We start from the raw sequence: 15,280 nt of genomic DNA on the forward strand, positions 1-15,280 counted from the left end.
AGCAACGGAAAAAAGGGCGTTATTTTCTGTGTAGCTCATCCACGGTCGCGGATGAACCCCACGAGACGTTTCAGAAGGCTGCCAGATCGAGGTTCGGGAGTTGAAATGTCCCCAAAGTCCCGATCTGCGCCCGCTGCCCAGGCCAGAAGCCCCGCAGCGGTGGAAAAACCGGCCGAAGCTGCAGCAGTCTCCGGCAGGCCATGAACGTTTAGCGGTTTGCCCATGCGAACCGGCCGGGCAAGAATGCGTGTTGCGACAGGCACGATGCCCTCCATCAAGGAAGCTCCGCCTGTCAGAACGACACGCCCGTTGGCGAGACGCCCCAGACCTGCATTGTCCAGAGCATGGCGCACAAGTTCAAGTGTCTCTTCAACGCGAGGCTGAATAACGGAGATCACTTTCGAGCGCGGAATACGGGCCAAACGGTCCCGGCCTTCCCCAATGAGGGGCACGGACAGGATTTCGCGTTGATCGTCAGACCCGAGCTGTGCCGCACCATACATGGTTTTCAGGCGCTCTGCAGTTTCCAGAGATGTCGAAAGAACGCCCGCAATATCACGGGTAACATGAAGGCCACCAACAGGGATTTGTGCCGTATGGATCAGTCGGCCTTCACAGAAAACTGCGAGAGAGGTGGTTCCGCCTCCCATTTCCACGACGGTAACGCCTAAATCACGTTCTTCGTCAGCCAGCACGGCAACGCCAGAAGCAAAGGGGCTGGAAACCAGTCCGTCAAGTTTGAGCTCTGAATGCTGAAGAACGGTATCCAGTGTGCGGAGAGCACTGGAGTTCATGTCAACAACATGCAGTTTCGTCGCCAGCTGTTCACACTGATGGCCACGCGGATCAGCAATGCCCGGCATGGAGTCAACGACATACCCGATGGGAAGGGTATGGATGACGTCCCGGCCTTCTGACCATGCACGAGCCTGACCGTCCGTGATCAGGCGCTGAACATCTCCATCCGTCACTTCACGACCACCGATGGGCATGTGGGCATCGATTAGGCGGCTTCGGGGATGACCGCAGGACAGATTGACGACCAGTGAGTCCATTCGTCGCTCTGCGGCTTCCTCTGCCTGACCAACGGTGGCGCGAATAGCAGCCTCAGCTTCACGAATATCCACGATCGACCCAGATCGAATGCCGTGGGAGCGCCGCCAGCCATAACCCAGAACCTGAATGGAACCATCCGGCTCACCCTTGCCAATGAGGCAGGTCATTTTCGTCGTGCCGATATCCAGCGCACCGAAAACGCCATTGCGCCAGACACGAGGTTTGGATGTCTCTTCCGGAGGCAGCGGCAGGATTTCACGTGATGCGCGGTTCAGCGCAACTTCGCGTTCGCCACCCACAGGGATCAGGGACCGGCCCCGCAGACCACCCCGGCGGCGAAAGGCCGGAAGATCGGACGTTGGTGTAAGATCGGTCATGGCTGCTGTGTCGTCTGGCTGCTGTCAGAAGGAGGGGCGGGTGTGTCTGTTTTGGGKGTGTCAGGAGGAGGTGTGGGCGCAGGTGTCTGATGAATGACCATGCGATCTGGAAGGCGCATGTCAATCGAGACGACAGGCCGATCCAGCAGGTTCATGCTTGTCTGATATTGCGCGAGACGTGCAAACGCTGCGGCCTCTTCGCCTTCGGGGAGCATGACAGTTGTCCCGTCTTTCAGGGTCACATTCCAGCGCCTGTTTCCCACACGAATGAGGGCGGTCACACGGGATTTGACATCCGGCTGTTTGACTAAAGCGTCAATGACGACGGACGCGGCAGTATTGGCACCATCGCCAACGACAAGCGGTAGCTGAAGAAAAGCCTGAGCATTCTTGCCTGTCATGCCCTGATCGGGAACTTCTTCGCCGGCCTGGTTAATGAGCGAAAAATGCCCATGCGTTTGCCAGACGGCGATGGGTGTACGTTCGGTCAGGTTGATGATGATCGTATCCGGCATCCGCCGCTCGACGGTCGCATGATCCACGAAGGGAAGTTCATCAATGCGCTGGCGTGCGGCTTCAACAGAAAAACCGAAAATTGGGTGGCCAGTGCTTGTTCCCAGGGCTTCGTAAATTGATGCCTCGCTGGTCATGCCGCGACCATTGATGACGACGTGCCGAATAGGCAGCGGCTCCATGGCAACAAGCTTGGCTCTCAGCGGAGCAAAACGCTCCTCCGACGCTGCGTCATACAGGAGGCGCGCTCCTGCTCCTCCCAGTCCGACCACGACAAGGAATACGATTCCGGGGCGAATCAGTTTCCGTTGACGGCGCAGGAACAGTTTCGTCCGTGACGGCCGGTCTTCGTAAGGCGGCATCGGCGCCGGGCGGAAAGCCGGGTCACGTCGGAAATCGGGTTCCTGAGGGCGGGAGTCCCTGCGCATCAGCGGGTCAGTGCCTCCTGAACCAGCCAGTCACAAAGATCCGGGTAGGAGATGCCGCAATATGCAGCCTGTTCCGGCAGCAGGGAGGTTGGGGTCATGCCGGGCTGCGTGTTAACCTCGAGAACGATCAGAGTGTCTGTCTCGTCGTCGTAGCGGAAATCCGTTCTGCTGGCGCCAGAACATCCCAAAATCTGATGAGCACGCAGAGCATAATCCAGTGCACGCTCGGTCACGCTTTCTGGCAGCTCTGCCGGGACGACGTGTCTGGAGCCACCAGCTTTGTACTTTGCTTCGAAATCGTAGAATGCAGCCGTTTCGGCAGGCAGGATGTCGGTTACGGCCAAGGCGCGATCACCCATGACGCCCGCAGTCAGCTCACGGCCAGGAACGAATGTTTCAACAAGAGCTTCTTTGCCGAAGCGCCAGTTTTTTGCGATTTCGACACGACGGTTGTCACCCTGGCGAATAATTTCAACGCCGACCGACGATCCTTCTGCAACGGGCTTCACAACATACGGAACGGGCAGTGGGTCTGCTTCCGCCAGTTCTTCAGGCGTGATGACACGGCCTTCAGCAATGGGAAGCCCCGCTGCCGCGAGCAGCATGCGGGTTGCTCCCTTGTCCATTGCGACAGCAGAGGCGCGGATGCCGGAGTGTGTGTAAGGAAGTCCCATCCATTCCAGCACACCCTGAATGGCGCCATCTTCGCCTTTTGGGCCATGCAATGCATTGAAGACCACGTCAGGGGCGGCGGCTCTCAGAGCCTGGATCGTGACGGCAATATCGGCGCCGACATCGACTGGCGTTACTTCATGCCCCTTCTCGCGCAGGGCGGAGATGGCTGCATTGCCACTGACAAGGCTGACAGGTCGCTCGCTGGACGTACCGCCATATAAAACTGCGACCTTCATACTGTCTTCTCTCCTACGTCACGACGACCAATGCGTCTGATCTCCCAGTGCAGGTCAATTCCGCTGCGGTCCAGAACTTTCTTGCGAACAGTTTCCCCAAGCGTTTCAAGCTGTTTGCTACTGGCATCACCAATGTTCAGCAGGAAGTTGCAATGCTTCTCACTGACCTGAGCGCCACCCAGCGTCAGGCCACGGCAACCTGCTTCATCAATCAGCGCCCAGGCTTTGTGACCCTCCGGGTTACGAAACGTTGAGCCACCAGTGCGGGCACGAACAGGCTGGGACGCTTCGCGAGAGGCACGAATTTCTGCAAGGCGTTCCCGAATGGCGTCTGGTGCGTCGGGTGTGCCACGCAGTCTGGCCCGAATGACAATAGCACCTTCCGGCAAAGCCGAATGACGGTACGCAAAGCCCAGTTCTTCACAGGTGAGGCGACGCAACTCGCCGTCTGACGTGAGAATATCCGCCCAATCGAGAACGGCATTGATGTCCGAACCATAAGCGCCAGCATTCATGCGCACAGCGCCGCCGATGGACCCGGGAATGCCGACAAGAAATTCCAGTCCAGCCAGTCCTGCAGCGGCACTGTGCTCGGCCACCGTAACATCCAGAGCTGCGGCGCCCACTACCAGGCCGTCAGTCTGGACTTCAATGTCCGAGAAACCACGGGCCAGCCGGACCACCACGCCTTCAATACCACCATCGCGGATGATGACATTTGAGCATGCGCCAAGAACTGTCAGGGGCATGTCGACGGGGCGGTTCCGCAGCAGGTCAGCCAGATCATCTGCGTCTTCTGGCACGAACAACCAGTCAGCGGAGCCGCCAGTGCGGAACCAGGCGCGGGCTCCCAGCGGTGCATTGGCCGTCAGACGTCCGCGAAGGCCCTGAACTGGAAAGTTGTCGCTCATACAGCGCTTTCCGGCGTCGGGCTCTTGGTGTTTAGAGCTTCCAGCTCTTGCGGAAGGGTCTGTGCCCACTGGGTGATTGTTCCGGCACCGAGGCAGACAACATAGTCGCCGGGCTTTGCAATCGCGTTCACCATTTCGGGAAGAAGTTCAGGTGAGGGCAATGGCACGACAGAGCGGTGTCCACGATCCCGCAGGCCTTCGACCAGCGCATCACGATCTGCGCCATCAATCGGGCTTTCACCAGCCGCATACACGTCAGCCACGATAACGGTATCAGCATCGTTCATGCAGGTGCAGAATTCGCCGAACAGGCCTTTCAGGCGGGAATAACGATGTGGCTGCACCACGGCGATGACGTTCTTTGCGCCTGCCTGACGGGCAGCTTTCAGGACAGCCGCAATCTCGACCGGATGATGACCATAATCATCAATGATCGACACGCCATTGAATTCACCCGTCCGCGTGAAACGACGCTTTACGCCCTTGAAGGACGCCAGGCCGGAGGCGATGACGGAATCACTGATTTCCATTTCCAGCGCCACCGCGATAGCTGCCAGAGAGTTCAGAACGTTATGATGGCCCAGCATTGGCAGGCGGAACGGACCGGCGCGACGCGTCCGGTTGCGGGCGCGGTTCGTGACGACAACCTCGAATGTTGCGCCACGCTTGTCCATCACGACCTTCTCAGCGCGAACATCGGCTTGCGGGCTGAAGCCGTAGGTGATGATGCGGTGGTCGGACAGGCGCGGGATCATCTGCTGAACCTGCGGGTGATCTACGCACAGCACAGCAAAGCCATAAAACGGAATGTTGGAGACGAACTGGTCATAGCCCGCCTGCATGGCTTCTTCCGTACCCCAGTGATCCAAATGCTCGGGGTCCATGTTCGTGATGACCGCAATGACCGCAGGCAGACGCAGAAATGATCCGTCGCTTTCGTCTGCTTCCACCACCATCCAGTCACCGGAGCCCATACGGGTGTTGGTTCCGTAAGCCTCAATGATGCCGCCATTGATGACGGTCGGGTCCAGCTTCGCATGCTCCAGAACGCAGGCCACAAGGCTTGTCGTCGTGGTCTTGCCGTGCGTGCCGCCGATCGCGACAGACCAGCGCAGACGCATCAGTTCTGCCAGCATTTCCGCGCGACGAACGACCGGAATCAGCTTTGCCCGCGCGGCAACAACCTCAGGGTTGTCTTTTTTGACGGCTGTAGAGGTCACGACAACCTGGGCGTCACCCAGATTGGAGGCATCATGTCCGATGTGGATCTGGATGCCAGCGTGTCGCAGACGCTGAACATTCGAGCTTTCCGCAATATCTGAACCCTGAACCCGGTAGCCCAGCATATGCAGAACTTCCGCAATGCCGGACATTCCGATACCGCCGATACCGACGAAATGAATGGTTCCGATGTTCAGGGGCAGGGCGCGCATGGGGCAGGTACTCTTGAGGTAATAGGGTAAAAAGAGATGATCAGGACCGAAGGCCGGCTTCGATCAGGTCTGCTACCTTTGCGGCAGCATGAGGGCGAGCAAACTGACGTGCAGCTTCAGCAGCAGCAGAAAGGCGCTCAGGGTGTGTAAGCAGATCAGCCACGAGAGCCGCCAGGGCCGCAGATGTGAAATCCGGCTGACGAACCATCCAGGCCGCTCCGGCATCCTGTAAGGCTTGGCCGTTGGCGCCCTGTTCGTCAGAGGCGGCGATGGGCAGAGGCACTAGAATGGACGGAAGCCCGGCCATGGCGAGTTCCGCAACAGACGACCCGCCTGCGCGGCCAATAACCAGATGGGCTGATTTCAGTCGTTCGGGAACATCGTTGAAAAAAGGTTCAACCTCAACCGCAATACCTGCATCTTCATAGATGGCACGAACGCGATCAGTGTCTTCCGCACGAACCTGTTGCGTGACATGCAGACGTGTGCGGAAGCCAACCGGCAGAGCAGCCAGAGCCTGTGGCACAATATCTGAAAATACGCGGGCACCGAGAGAGCCCCCCCAGACCAGTAGCCGAACAGTCTCTGTCGGAGCGGTATAGGGTTGCCCGAATAGGGCTTCGATCCCGGCCCGAACAGGCATCCCTGTCAGAGTGACGCGGGCGCCCTGTGGGAGGCGCGCAACGCTGTCATAAGACGTGGCGATCAGCGGAGAAAAGCGCGACAGAAAGGCGTTTGCCTGCCCGAGAACCGCGTTCCCTTCGTGAATAACCATTTCCGGACGCTGTGATTTTGGCAGCATGCGAGAGGCCAGAAGCGGCGGAATGGATGGATATCCTCCAAACCCGACAACAGCGGCCGCATCGAGTGTTTTGAGGACCCGGCGTGCTTCGAGCATGCCTCGGAAAAGTGCAGTGATACCACGCACTTTCCCGCCAAGGCCTTTGCCAGCCACGCCTGCGCCGTCCAGCACATACTGAGGTCGATCCTTGAACAGGCCGGCCTCACGCCGTCCATGCCTGGCGTCCGTCATAAGAACAAGGTCATGCCCACGTTCTGCCAGGACGGTTGCAACAGCTTCAGCGGGGAAAAAATGTCCTCCGGTTCCACCGGCAGCAACGACAATCGGACGTTTCATGGGGTGTTTCTCTCAAGAAGGGAACCGGGGGTGTAAGGGGTGGCGACGCGCTGGGCAATCTTGCCCGGACCAACGTGATGGCGCGTCAGGGCAAGGACCATTCCCATGGTCAGAGCAATGGACATGGCCGAACTCCCACCATACGAGATGAATGGCAGCGTCATGCCCTTTGTTGGGATGAGGTGAAGTGTTGACCCCATGTTGACGAAAGCCTGTAGCCCGAACCCTGTCACCAGGCCTGCCGCAGAGACGATCACAAAAGGATCTTCTTCCCGCATAAGTTTCAGCAGGGTGCGCAGGACAATAATGCCGAACACGGTGATAATGCCGAAGCAGAGCAACAGGCCGTACTCTTCGCCAGCAACGGCGAAAACAAAGTCGGCATGAGCATCAGGCAGCAGATCCTTGACGCGTCCTTCACCCGGCCCACGTCCGAGCAGACCCCCATTTCCGAAAGCACGAAGCGCCGTGTCGATCTGATAGTGATCGCCAACGTCCGGATGCAGGAACCGCTCAACACGGGAGCGCACGTGCGGGAACATGACGAACGCCATGCCGAATGCACCAATCATGCCTGCAACACAAAGCCCAACCCAATACAGACGTAGTCCGTCGACGAAGAGCTGCGTCATGAAAACCATGGTGATGACGGACAACATTCCAATGTCCGGCTGGGACTTGAGGAGCGCCAGAATGACGCCAAAGCATGCGAAGGCGATCAGCATCCCGGGGAACGCTATGTTCCCTCGCAAAACGACCGTCCGGCGTGCGGAGAGGAGCCAGCCCGTCATGACGGCAAAGCAGGGTTTAAGGAATTCTGAAGGCTGCACGGACATCATGGGCAGGGCGATCCAGCGGCGCGCGCCTTTGATCTCCATCCCGTGCACCAGTGTCATGGCTGTGGCGGCGAGGGCAAGAATACCCCCGATAAAGGCCAGKTTTTTGACACCCGCTCGCGAAAGATAAGACACACCAAGCACGATTGCCCCAGCCAGTGCCAGGAAGATCACCTGCTTGAGGATGAACATGTTGCGGGACGCGCCAATTCTCGAGGCCACGGCAGGGCTGGCCGCGAGCATCAGCACATAACCCAGGCCGATCAGAATTCCGACACAGGCGAGCGTGACCCGGTCGGTATTGCGCCACCAGCGGGCGATTGCCGATGAATCGACACGGGAGGAGCCCGCCATGACCGTCAACCTTCCTGTTCTGCTTTGAGCATTTAGCCCGAATGGCCTGATTTCACAATATTATCGCAAATCTGGAGAAAGTGTGACCCACGATCCTCAAAACTGCGAAACTGATCAAAACTTGCGCAGGCCGGAGACAGAAGAACAGTTTTGACACCACCCGTTAGGGCTGCGTCAAACGCTGCGGGAACTGCGCGGTCCAGCGTGTCACACATCGTGTAGGGAACGCCATTGGCTTGAAGTGTTTCAGCAAGAACAGCGGCGTCTCGGCCAATGAGGAACGCGTGGGCAATGCGGTCAAACCACGGGACAAGCATTTCGATGCCTCCCGCTTTAGCCGTTCCCCCTGCAATCCACATCACACGGTCGTAGGACCCAAGCGCCTTGGATGCAGCTTCGGCATTAGTTGCTTTGCTATCGTTGATGAACGCCACACCATCCCGCTCGGCTACCTTTTGCAGCCGATGTTCCAGACCGGGAAATGAGGCCAATCCATCACGAATAGCCGTGTCGCTCAAACCAAGATGCTTTGCCATCGCCCAAACCGCGGCGACGTTCTGACGGTTGTGCCGTCCCGGAAGTGCAGGGCCGTCGAAGGATGGAACCGCATTCGGCGCCAGCATCGTGACGGGAATTCCTCGTGACGCAATTTTCTCGGCGATCGTCAGGCACCATGGATCGGCTTCGCCGATGGCCGCCAGATCTTCAGACGTCATGTTGTCGAAGACATGCGCTTTCGCTGCCGCATAGCCATCCATGTCTCCATGACGATCAAGATGGTCCGGTGTAATGTTTAACAGGCAGGCAGTCGCAGCGTGGAACTGATCCAGCCGTTCCAGCATGTATGACGACATCTCAATAACGTAGATGCCGGTATCAGCCAGAAGAGGAAGTGCCAGAGACGCAGTGCCCAGATTGCCGCCCGCGACACAGGGAACCCCGGCGGATTGCAGGAGATGAGCCAGCAGAGCTGTTGTTGTGGATTTTCCGTTTGTACCGGTTATGGCTGCAAAATGCGCTTTGGATCCGGCTTTGCGAACATTGCGATAAAGCAGTTCTGCATCTGACAGGATCTGCACATTCTGAGCGCGAGCCAGTTCGGCCACAGGATGGGGCTTAGGCAGAATGTGCGGAATACCAGGAGACAGGACGAGCGCTGTCATGCCGGACAGGTCTGTCAGTGGTGCAAGTGTCAGTCGCTCATGAGGGGGCAGAGACGGGGCATTATCATCCCATGCCTGAACCTCGGCACCCATGTTCAGCAACGCGTTGACTACGGCCGCACCGTTACGACCAAGGCCGCAAACCGCATAGCGCTCACCTGCGAGAAGATCTGTCGGAAAGCCTGTCATCTCAATTTCAGCGTGGCCAGACCACACAGCCCCAGAACGATGGAGACAATCCAGAATCGTACGACGATCTTCGGTTCCTGCCAGCCCTTCTTTTCAAAGTGATGGTGCAACGGTGCCATGAGGAACACACGCCGGCCTGTACGCTTAAACCAGAAGATCTGGATCACGACGGAGAGCGTTTCTGCGACGAACACGCCGCCAACAATGCACAGAACAAGCTCATGCTTGACGGCGACGGCAACGGCCCCAAGTGCGCCGCCGAGGGACAGGGAGCCTGTATCACCCATAAAAACGGCAGCCGGGGGTGCATTGAACCACAGAAAGCCAAGCCCCGCTCCAATCAGTGCGGCGCAGAACACAGCCAGTTCGCCGGTGCCCGGAACAGGGTGAAGCTGGAGGTAATCAGCAAAAACATGATTGCCCACGAGATAGGCAATCAGCGCAAAGACGAGCGCTGCAATTACGACAGGAACAATGGCCAGCCCATCCAGGCCATCGGTGAAGTTCACGGCATTGCCGAAGCCCGTAATCGTAATCATCGCAAAAAGTGGGAAGGCATAACCGAGCGGAAGGAGGATATCCTTCACGAAGGGGAATGCGACGGCATTACGGAGTTCCGGTGGCGTCAGGTGCTGGAGCCAGATGCCTGCGATGAGAGAGGCTGCAAACTCACATCCCAGCCGTACGCGCTTGGACACACCTTTCGTATTACGGCGGGAAAGCTTTAGATAGTCGTCTGCAAAGCCAACGGCACCGAATGCGGCAGTTGTGAGCATAACGGCCCAGACGAAACCGTTTGTCAGGTCTGCCCACAACAGCGTCGCGGAGAACAGCGCGATCAGGATTAGCATCCCGCCCATTGTTGGCGTGCCAGCCTTTTCCAGAATATGCCGTTCCGGACCAAGCGTGCGGATAGGTTGCCCTTCACGCTGGATCCGTTTGAGCTGCGCAATGAAGGGGTTGCCAAGCGCTAGCGAGATCACCAGCGCCGTCAGGCACGCACAACCCGAGCGGAACGTCAGATAATGGAAGAGGTTGAAGAACCCGCCATGCGATGAGGCATGAGAGGCGACGAGATTGAACAGCATCAGGCAGAGACCGGGTTGGAAGCGTTATCGAGGGCCGCAATGACATCGCGCATCCGGCTGCCCAAACTGCCTTTGACGAGCAGAAGGTCACCGGGGCGGAGAGCATCACACAGAAGGGGGGCGAGGGAAGACGCGTCCGGGGCATAACCACCCCGCACGGTTTCGGGAAGAGTTTCGTAAAGCGCGTGCATGTGGGTGCCACAGCAGAAAGCCAGTGCATCTGCTGCAATTACGGCATCCGCGAGAGAACGATGTTCTGCCTCTGCGAATTCGCCAAGTTCACGGATGTCTCCCAGAGCGACCACGCGCCGTTTGGCGGGAAGAAGCGAGAGAGTCTCTAGCGCCGAACGAATGCTGGTCGTGGAGGCATTGTAGCTTTCATCAAGCAACTGCACGCCGTTCAGCACAGTACGCATCTGTCCGCGGCCTGCTCCTGGAACAAACCCGGTCAACGCTTTAGCCGCATCCTGCACATTTTCGCCAAGGGCTGCGACAGCTCCGAGAGCCAGCGCAGCGTTTCGCGCCAGATGTCGGCCTGGAGCTGTTAATCTGACGGACACGCTCGGAGTATTAGGGAATGTCAGGGTAAAAGTGCTGCCTTCCGCGGTGCAGACCAGGTTTTCTAACCGGACTTGGGCGGCAAGAGAAAAACCACTTAACCAAAGAGATGTATGGTCAGGGAGAGCTGCCTGAAACAGGTCTTGCCCCACAGCATCGTCCGGAGCAATGGCCGTCCCGTGTGGTGGTAATGCGCTGAAGAGTTGGGATTTTTCACGCGCGATTTCTTCCACGCTTCCCATGTGGCCCAGATGCGCTGTTCCGATGGTGGTAATGATCCCGACGTCCGGGCGAACCTGCGCAGCCAAGGGGGCAATTTCCCCCACATGGTTCATGCCAATCTCACTCACGCAAAAACGTGCGTCGCGGGGGAGGCGCGCTAAGGTGAGAGGGACGCCCCAGTGATTATTGTAGGATGCAATGGCAGCATGTGTCGGCCCGAGCGCAGAAAGTGCGGTGCGGAGCATGTCTTTCGTCGTGGTCTTGCCGACGCTGCCAGTAATCGCGACGACTTTTCCATCAAAGCGTGCGCGCGCGAAGCGTCCCAGTGCTTCCAGACCCTGCATCGTATCGGCAACGATCAGGAGGCGTGGGTCCGTAAGGCCTCTGGTATCATGCACCATCACACACGCTGCCCCGGCATCAAGGGCCTGCGCGATGTGAGCGTGGCCATCACTGGCATCGCCCTTAAGTGCGATGAAAAGGTCGCCAGATTTTAATGTCCGGGTATCGATGGAAATTCCGGTGACGGAAACGTCGGCTTCAAGGCAGCCATTTGTCGCATCACGAAGCTCTTTGGATGTCCAGAGAACGCTCATGCTGCACCTGCGAGTTCACGGATAACGCTGCGGTCATCGAACGGAAGAACGGTTTGACCAACAATCTGTCCCTGCTCATGACCCTTGCCAGCAACAACCAGAATGTCCCCCGGCTGAAGCGCGTCCAACCCTGCGGCGATCGCAGACCTGCGGTCTCCGATTTCGTGCGCTTCTGGGCAGGCCGCATGGATGGCGGAACGGATACTCTGCGGATCTTCCGTGCGCGGGTTATCGTCTGTGACAATCGCCAGGTCCGCCATGCGCGCTGCAACTTCGCCCATTAACGGGCGCTTGCCACGATCACGATCGCCGCCCGCACCGAACACCACAATAAGCCGTCCTTTGGTGTGTGGCCGGAGGCTCGCTAGAACGCGTTCCAGTGCATCCGGCGTGTGGGCATAATCGACGTAGGCTGCGGCTCCATTGGAAAGCTCAACAGCACGTTCACATCGTCCGCGCACGCCGACCAACTGCGGCAGGTAATTTACCACGCTTCGTGCTGTGCTTTCATCCTGCCAGCACATCGCGGCCGCCAGCATGGCATTATCGGCCTGGAACAGGCCGGGTAATGCCAAGGTCATTTCTGGAAGCTCTTCGCCGTAGAGGGAGAGCCGAACAATCTGACCGGTAGGTGTCGGAGTTGTTTCGAGAAGGCGCAGGGCTGTCCCTGTTTTGCCGACTGTGCGAAGTGTCATGGCGCGCTGGGCTGCCAGTGCCTGCAACGCGTTGAGCGTCTCAGGATCCATATCCGCATTGACCGCAGCAATACCATTCGTTGGCAGAAGCTCTTCAAAAAGACGCAGTTTGGCAGTGCGATAGGCTGTAATGGTGCCGTGGTAATCCAGATGGTCACGCGTCAGATTTGAGAAGCCCGCTGCGTTAAGCGTAACGCCATCAAGACGGTGCTGCTCCAGTCCGTGCGATGATGCTTCGAGTGCAACATGGTCCACACCGTACTGCGCCAAAGAGGCAAGTGTCTTGGCCAGTGAAACGGGATCAGGCGTTGTCAGTGATGGCGGAGGCGGGACGTCAACATTGGCAATCAGCCCCAGTGTTCCAAGGCTGGCCGCCTTGAAGCCCTGAAGCGTCCAGATCTGGCGAAGAAATTCTGCCGTGCTGCTTTTGCCGTTTGTTCCGGTTACTGCTGCAATGCAGGTCGGCTGTGGACCTGCAAGCGTTACAGCCGTTAATGCGAGCAGGTGTTTGGCGTCAGGAGTTAGCAGAACGGGAACATCAGCTTGCGCCGGATGATCTGCAACAACGGCAACTGCACCATTTGCGACCGCTTGAGGAATGAAGGCTGCTCCGTCCTGTTTTGCGCCACGAAGAGCAAAAAACAGTGTGCCCGGCCGGACCTGTCTGCTGTCTGCTGTTACCGCGCAGATTTCAGGGTCAACGGAAGGCGACAGAATGGAACCATTCTGCCGGAGGAGTTCAGAGAGACGCATGGGTAGGCTCAGTGCTGTGTCTTGGGAGTGTGCGCCTGATAGCGCGGATCTCCAGGGTCGTTACCAGGGCCAAGGGCACGATAGCCCGCTGGCACGGACGGATTCATAGGGATGGCGAGAGATGCATCAATGGCGTCCTTGTTGGCCGTATCCGGGAACTGGTTCAGGATAGGTCCAACACGGGAAATGATTTTCTTGACGGTCGGCGCTGCGTTCCATGCGGCAGTGGTCCAGCCATGTGTGGCCGCAGTGCCCTGTGGGCTATCGAGCATGACATACACCGCGTAATGCGGGTTGTTCATCGGGAAAACACTGGTGAAGGCCGAAACGTTGACGTGTTTCAGGTATCCACCATGAGCACCGATCTTTTCAGCCGTGCCTGTTTTGCCACCCACGTAATAGCCCGGAACTTCAGCCGATTTGCCGCTTCCCAGGGTAACGTCAAGACGCAGCAGTTTGCGTAGCAGGGCAGACGTTTTCTCTGACAGAACCCGTGTTCCGACAGGTGTCTGTGCGCCAATGTCATCACCACTATCCGCTTCGTCGGGCTTGTAAGCGACAGGACGCACCTTGGCATCAGGTGTCTGGCTCTCGTCCTGCTGATCCCGAGCCACCAGTGTGGGCTTCAAAAGAATGCCACCATTCACGGTCGCCGCTGTGCCACGGACAATGGCCAGCGGAGGCTCAGCCACACCATGACCGAAGCCAACAGTCATGACGGTGGAAAGTCCCCAGTTTTTCGAGGCCGGTACAAGTGGACGTCCGGCTTCTGGAAGCTCAACCGGGACGCGGTTGAAGAAGCCCATGTTTCGCAGCCAGTCCTGCTGGCGCTGGGCGCCCACATCCAGGGCAATATGGGCTGCGGCCGGGTTGGACGAATAGGCTAGCACACCCGGCAGAGACAGCCATGGCGCAAAGTGGTCAGTCTTCATATCGCGGATGGTGAAGCGGCCAACCCGGATAGGAATGGTCGAAAACCGATCCCAGATATGAACCACGCCAAGCTGAAGACCCATGGCCGCCGTTTGAAGCTTGAAAGTCGAGCCCGGCTCATACATGCCTGTCACGGCACGGTTAAAGCGGGCATCGTTCGGTGCATGGTTGAATTCATTGGCGTCATAGTCAGGGAGGCTGACCATGGCCAGAATTTCGCCCGTTCGAACATCCATGACAATGGCCGAAGCACCAATGGCCGAGAACTCGTCCTTGGCTGCCATCAACTCATCATGCGCGACAGCCTGAACGCGAACGTCCAAAGACAGGCGTAGAGGCGTGCGATCCGAGTTCAGGCGCTGATCAAAAAATCGCTCCACGCCAGCAATGCCATGATCATCGATATCCACGCTACCCATGATCTGAGCGGCAGTCCGGCCAAGCGGATAATGACGGCGCTCACCGGCTTCAAAATAAATACCGGGAATACCAAGATTATTGATCGCGATTTCCTGCACAGGAGAAATATCACGAGCGATGTAAACGAACTGCTTCTTCAGTGAGAGACGACGAACGGTTTCGGCTTCATCCAGCTTGGGCAGAACAGTTTTAAGCTTCTTTGTCGCGTCCTCTGGATCAATCAGTTCCATCGGATTGGCGTAAACCTGCGCCACGGGAAGAGACAGCGCCAGGGCCTGCCCGTTACGATCGGTAATGGTCGCGCGCTTGACTGTGGGCAGGACGAAATCACCTGCCATTTCACCGCGAGGATCGCTTTTCGGAATTTCTGGAACCTGAGGTGCGATCTGGCGCTTCTCGGGCTCCATGGGCATCAGGACCGTTGCGAACGTGGCTTTGAGGGCAACTGCGCCATAAATGGCCAGAAAACCCATGCCGACGCCCAGAAGGCGACTATGCATCTGATCGAGATTAAGACGGCGGGAAGGTGTTCGCACTGCCGTCTGTGACTCGCGCCGCTCTGCCCGTTTGCCCGGGCGCGCTGCGCGACGCGAACCTGATGGGGGTGGCACGTCCTGGGGCATCGTGCGGCGTTGCGTCCTGTCTAAGGTGCTCGCCCGAAGCTATCCGGAAAATACTGAACGAGCAGTTAATAAAGAAGAGAGGG

At 58.0% G+C, this 15,280-nt stretch carries 12 protein-coding genes; all 12 read right to left on the bottom strand.

Annotation, left to right across the window (positions count from 1 at the left end):
• Positions 1–35 precede the first annotated feature (35 nt).
• The 12 genes from ftsA to KP708_RS09870 are packed head-to-tail and all read right to left on the bottom strand — an operon-like array spanning position 36 to position 15,197.
• Complete coding sequence (gene ftsA, locus KP708_RS09815) at positions 36–1,433, bottom strand: cell division protein FtsA (RefSeq protein ID WP_046901366.1); 1,398 nt, start codon at positions 1,431–1,433, stop codon at positions 36–38.
• Positions 1,430–2,374, bottom strand: a complete 945-nt coding sequence (locus KP708_RS09820; protein WP_215751244.1) for a cell division protein FtsQ/DivIB — start codon at positions 2,372–2,374, stop codon at positions 1,430–1,432. Before KP708_RS09820 ends, ftsA begins: the two co-directional genes overlap by 4 nt.
• Positions 2,374–3,285: a D-alanine--D-alanine ligase gene (locus KP708_RS09825; RefSeq protein ID WP_215751245.1), complete on the bottom strand. Its 912-nt coding sequence runs from the start codon at positions 3,283–3,285 to the stop codon at positions 2,374–2,376. Before KP708_RS09825 ends, KP708_RS09820 begins: the two co-directional genes overlap by 1 nt.
• The gene (gene murB, locus KP708_RS09830) at positions 3,282–4,196 is read right to left on the bottom strand and encodes a UDP-N-acetylmuramate dehydrogenase (protein WP_215751246.1); all 915 of its coding nucleotides are present in this window, start codon (positions 4,194–4,196) and stop codon (positions 3,282–3,284) included. The genes KP708_RS09825 and murB overlap by 4 nt, the downstream gene beginning before the upstream one ends.
• Positions 4,193–5,629 (bottom strand): UDP-N-acetylmuramate--L-alanine ligase, encoded by a 1,437-nt coding sequence (gene murC, locus KP708_RS09835; protein ID WP_215751247.1) that lies wholly within the window; start codon positions 5,627–5,629, stop codon positions 4,193–4,195. Before murC ends, murB begins: the two co-directional genes overlap by 4 nt.
• A gap of 40 nt (positions 5,630–5,669) precedes the next feature.
• Entirely contained in the window at positions 5,670–6,767 is a 1,098-nt protein-coding gene (murG, locus tag KP708_RS09840; protein ID WP_215751248.1) for an undecaprenyldiphospho-muramoylpentapeptide beta-N-acetylglucosaminyltransferase, read from the bottom strand.
• A complete protein-coding gene (locus KP708_RS09845) occupies positions 6,764–7,957 on the bottom strand; it encodes an FtsW/RodA/SpoVE family cell cycle protein (protein ID WP_215757171.1) in 1,194 nt (397 codons plus the stop codon). Before KP708_RS09845 ends, murG begins: the two co-directional genes overlap by 4 nt.
• Positions 7,958–7,989: 32 nt before the next feature.
• Positions 7,990–9,309 (bottom strand): UDP-N-acetylmuramoyl-L-alanine--D-glutamate ligase, encoded by a 1,320-nt coding sequence (gene murD / locus KP708_RS09850; protein ID WP_215751249.1) that lies wholly within the window; start codon positions 9,307–9,309, stop codon positions 7,990–7,992.
• Entirely contained in the window at positions 9,306–10,397 is a 1,092-nt protein-coding gene (mraY, locus tag KP708_RS09855; RefSeq protein ID WP_064273099.1) for a phospho-N-acetylmuramoyl-pentapeptide-transferase, read from the bottom strand. Before mraY ends, murD begins: the two co-directional genes overlap by 4 nt.
• The gene (gene murF / locus KP708_RS09860; RefSeq protein ID WP_215751250.1) at positions 10,397–11,773 is read right to left on the bottom strand and encodes a UDP-N-acetylmuramoyl-tripeptide--D-alanyl-D-alanine ligase; all 1,377 of its coding nucleotides are present in this window, start codon (positions 11,771–11,773) and stop codon (positions 10,397–10,399) included. Before murF ends, mraY begins: the two co-directional genes overlap by 1 nt.
• The gene (locus tag KP708_RS09865) at positions 11,770–13,221 is read right to left on the bottom strand and encodes a UDP-N-acetylmuramoyl-L-alanyl-D-glutamate--2,6-diaminopimelate ligase (RefSeq protein WP_215751251.1); all 1,452 of its coding nucleotides are present in this window, start codon (positions 13,219–13,221) and stop codon (positions 11,770–11,772) included. Before KP708_RS09865 ends, murF begins: the two co-directional genes overlap by 4 nt.
• 8 nt (positions 13,222–13,229) lie before the next feature.
• Positions 13,230–15,197, bottom strand: coding sequence for a penicillin-binding protein 2 (locus tag KP708_RS09870; protein ID WP_215751252.1), 1,968 nt, complete (start codon positions 15,195–15,197; stop codon positions 13,230–13,232).
• Positions 15,198–15,280: the final 83 nt, after the last annotated feature.

The organism is Gluconobacter sp. P5H9_a, assembly GCF_018812085.1.
Lineage (GTDB): Bacteria > Pseudomonadota > Alphaproteobacteria > Acetobacterales > Acetobacteraceae > Gluconobacter.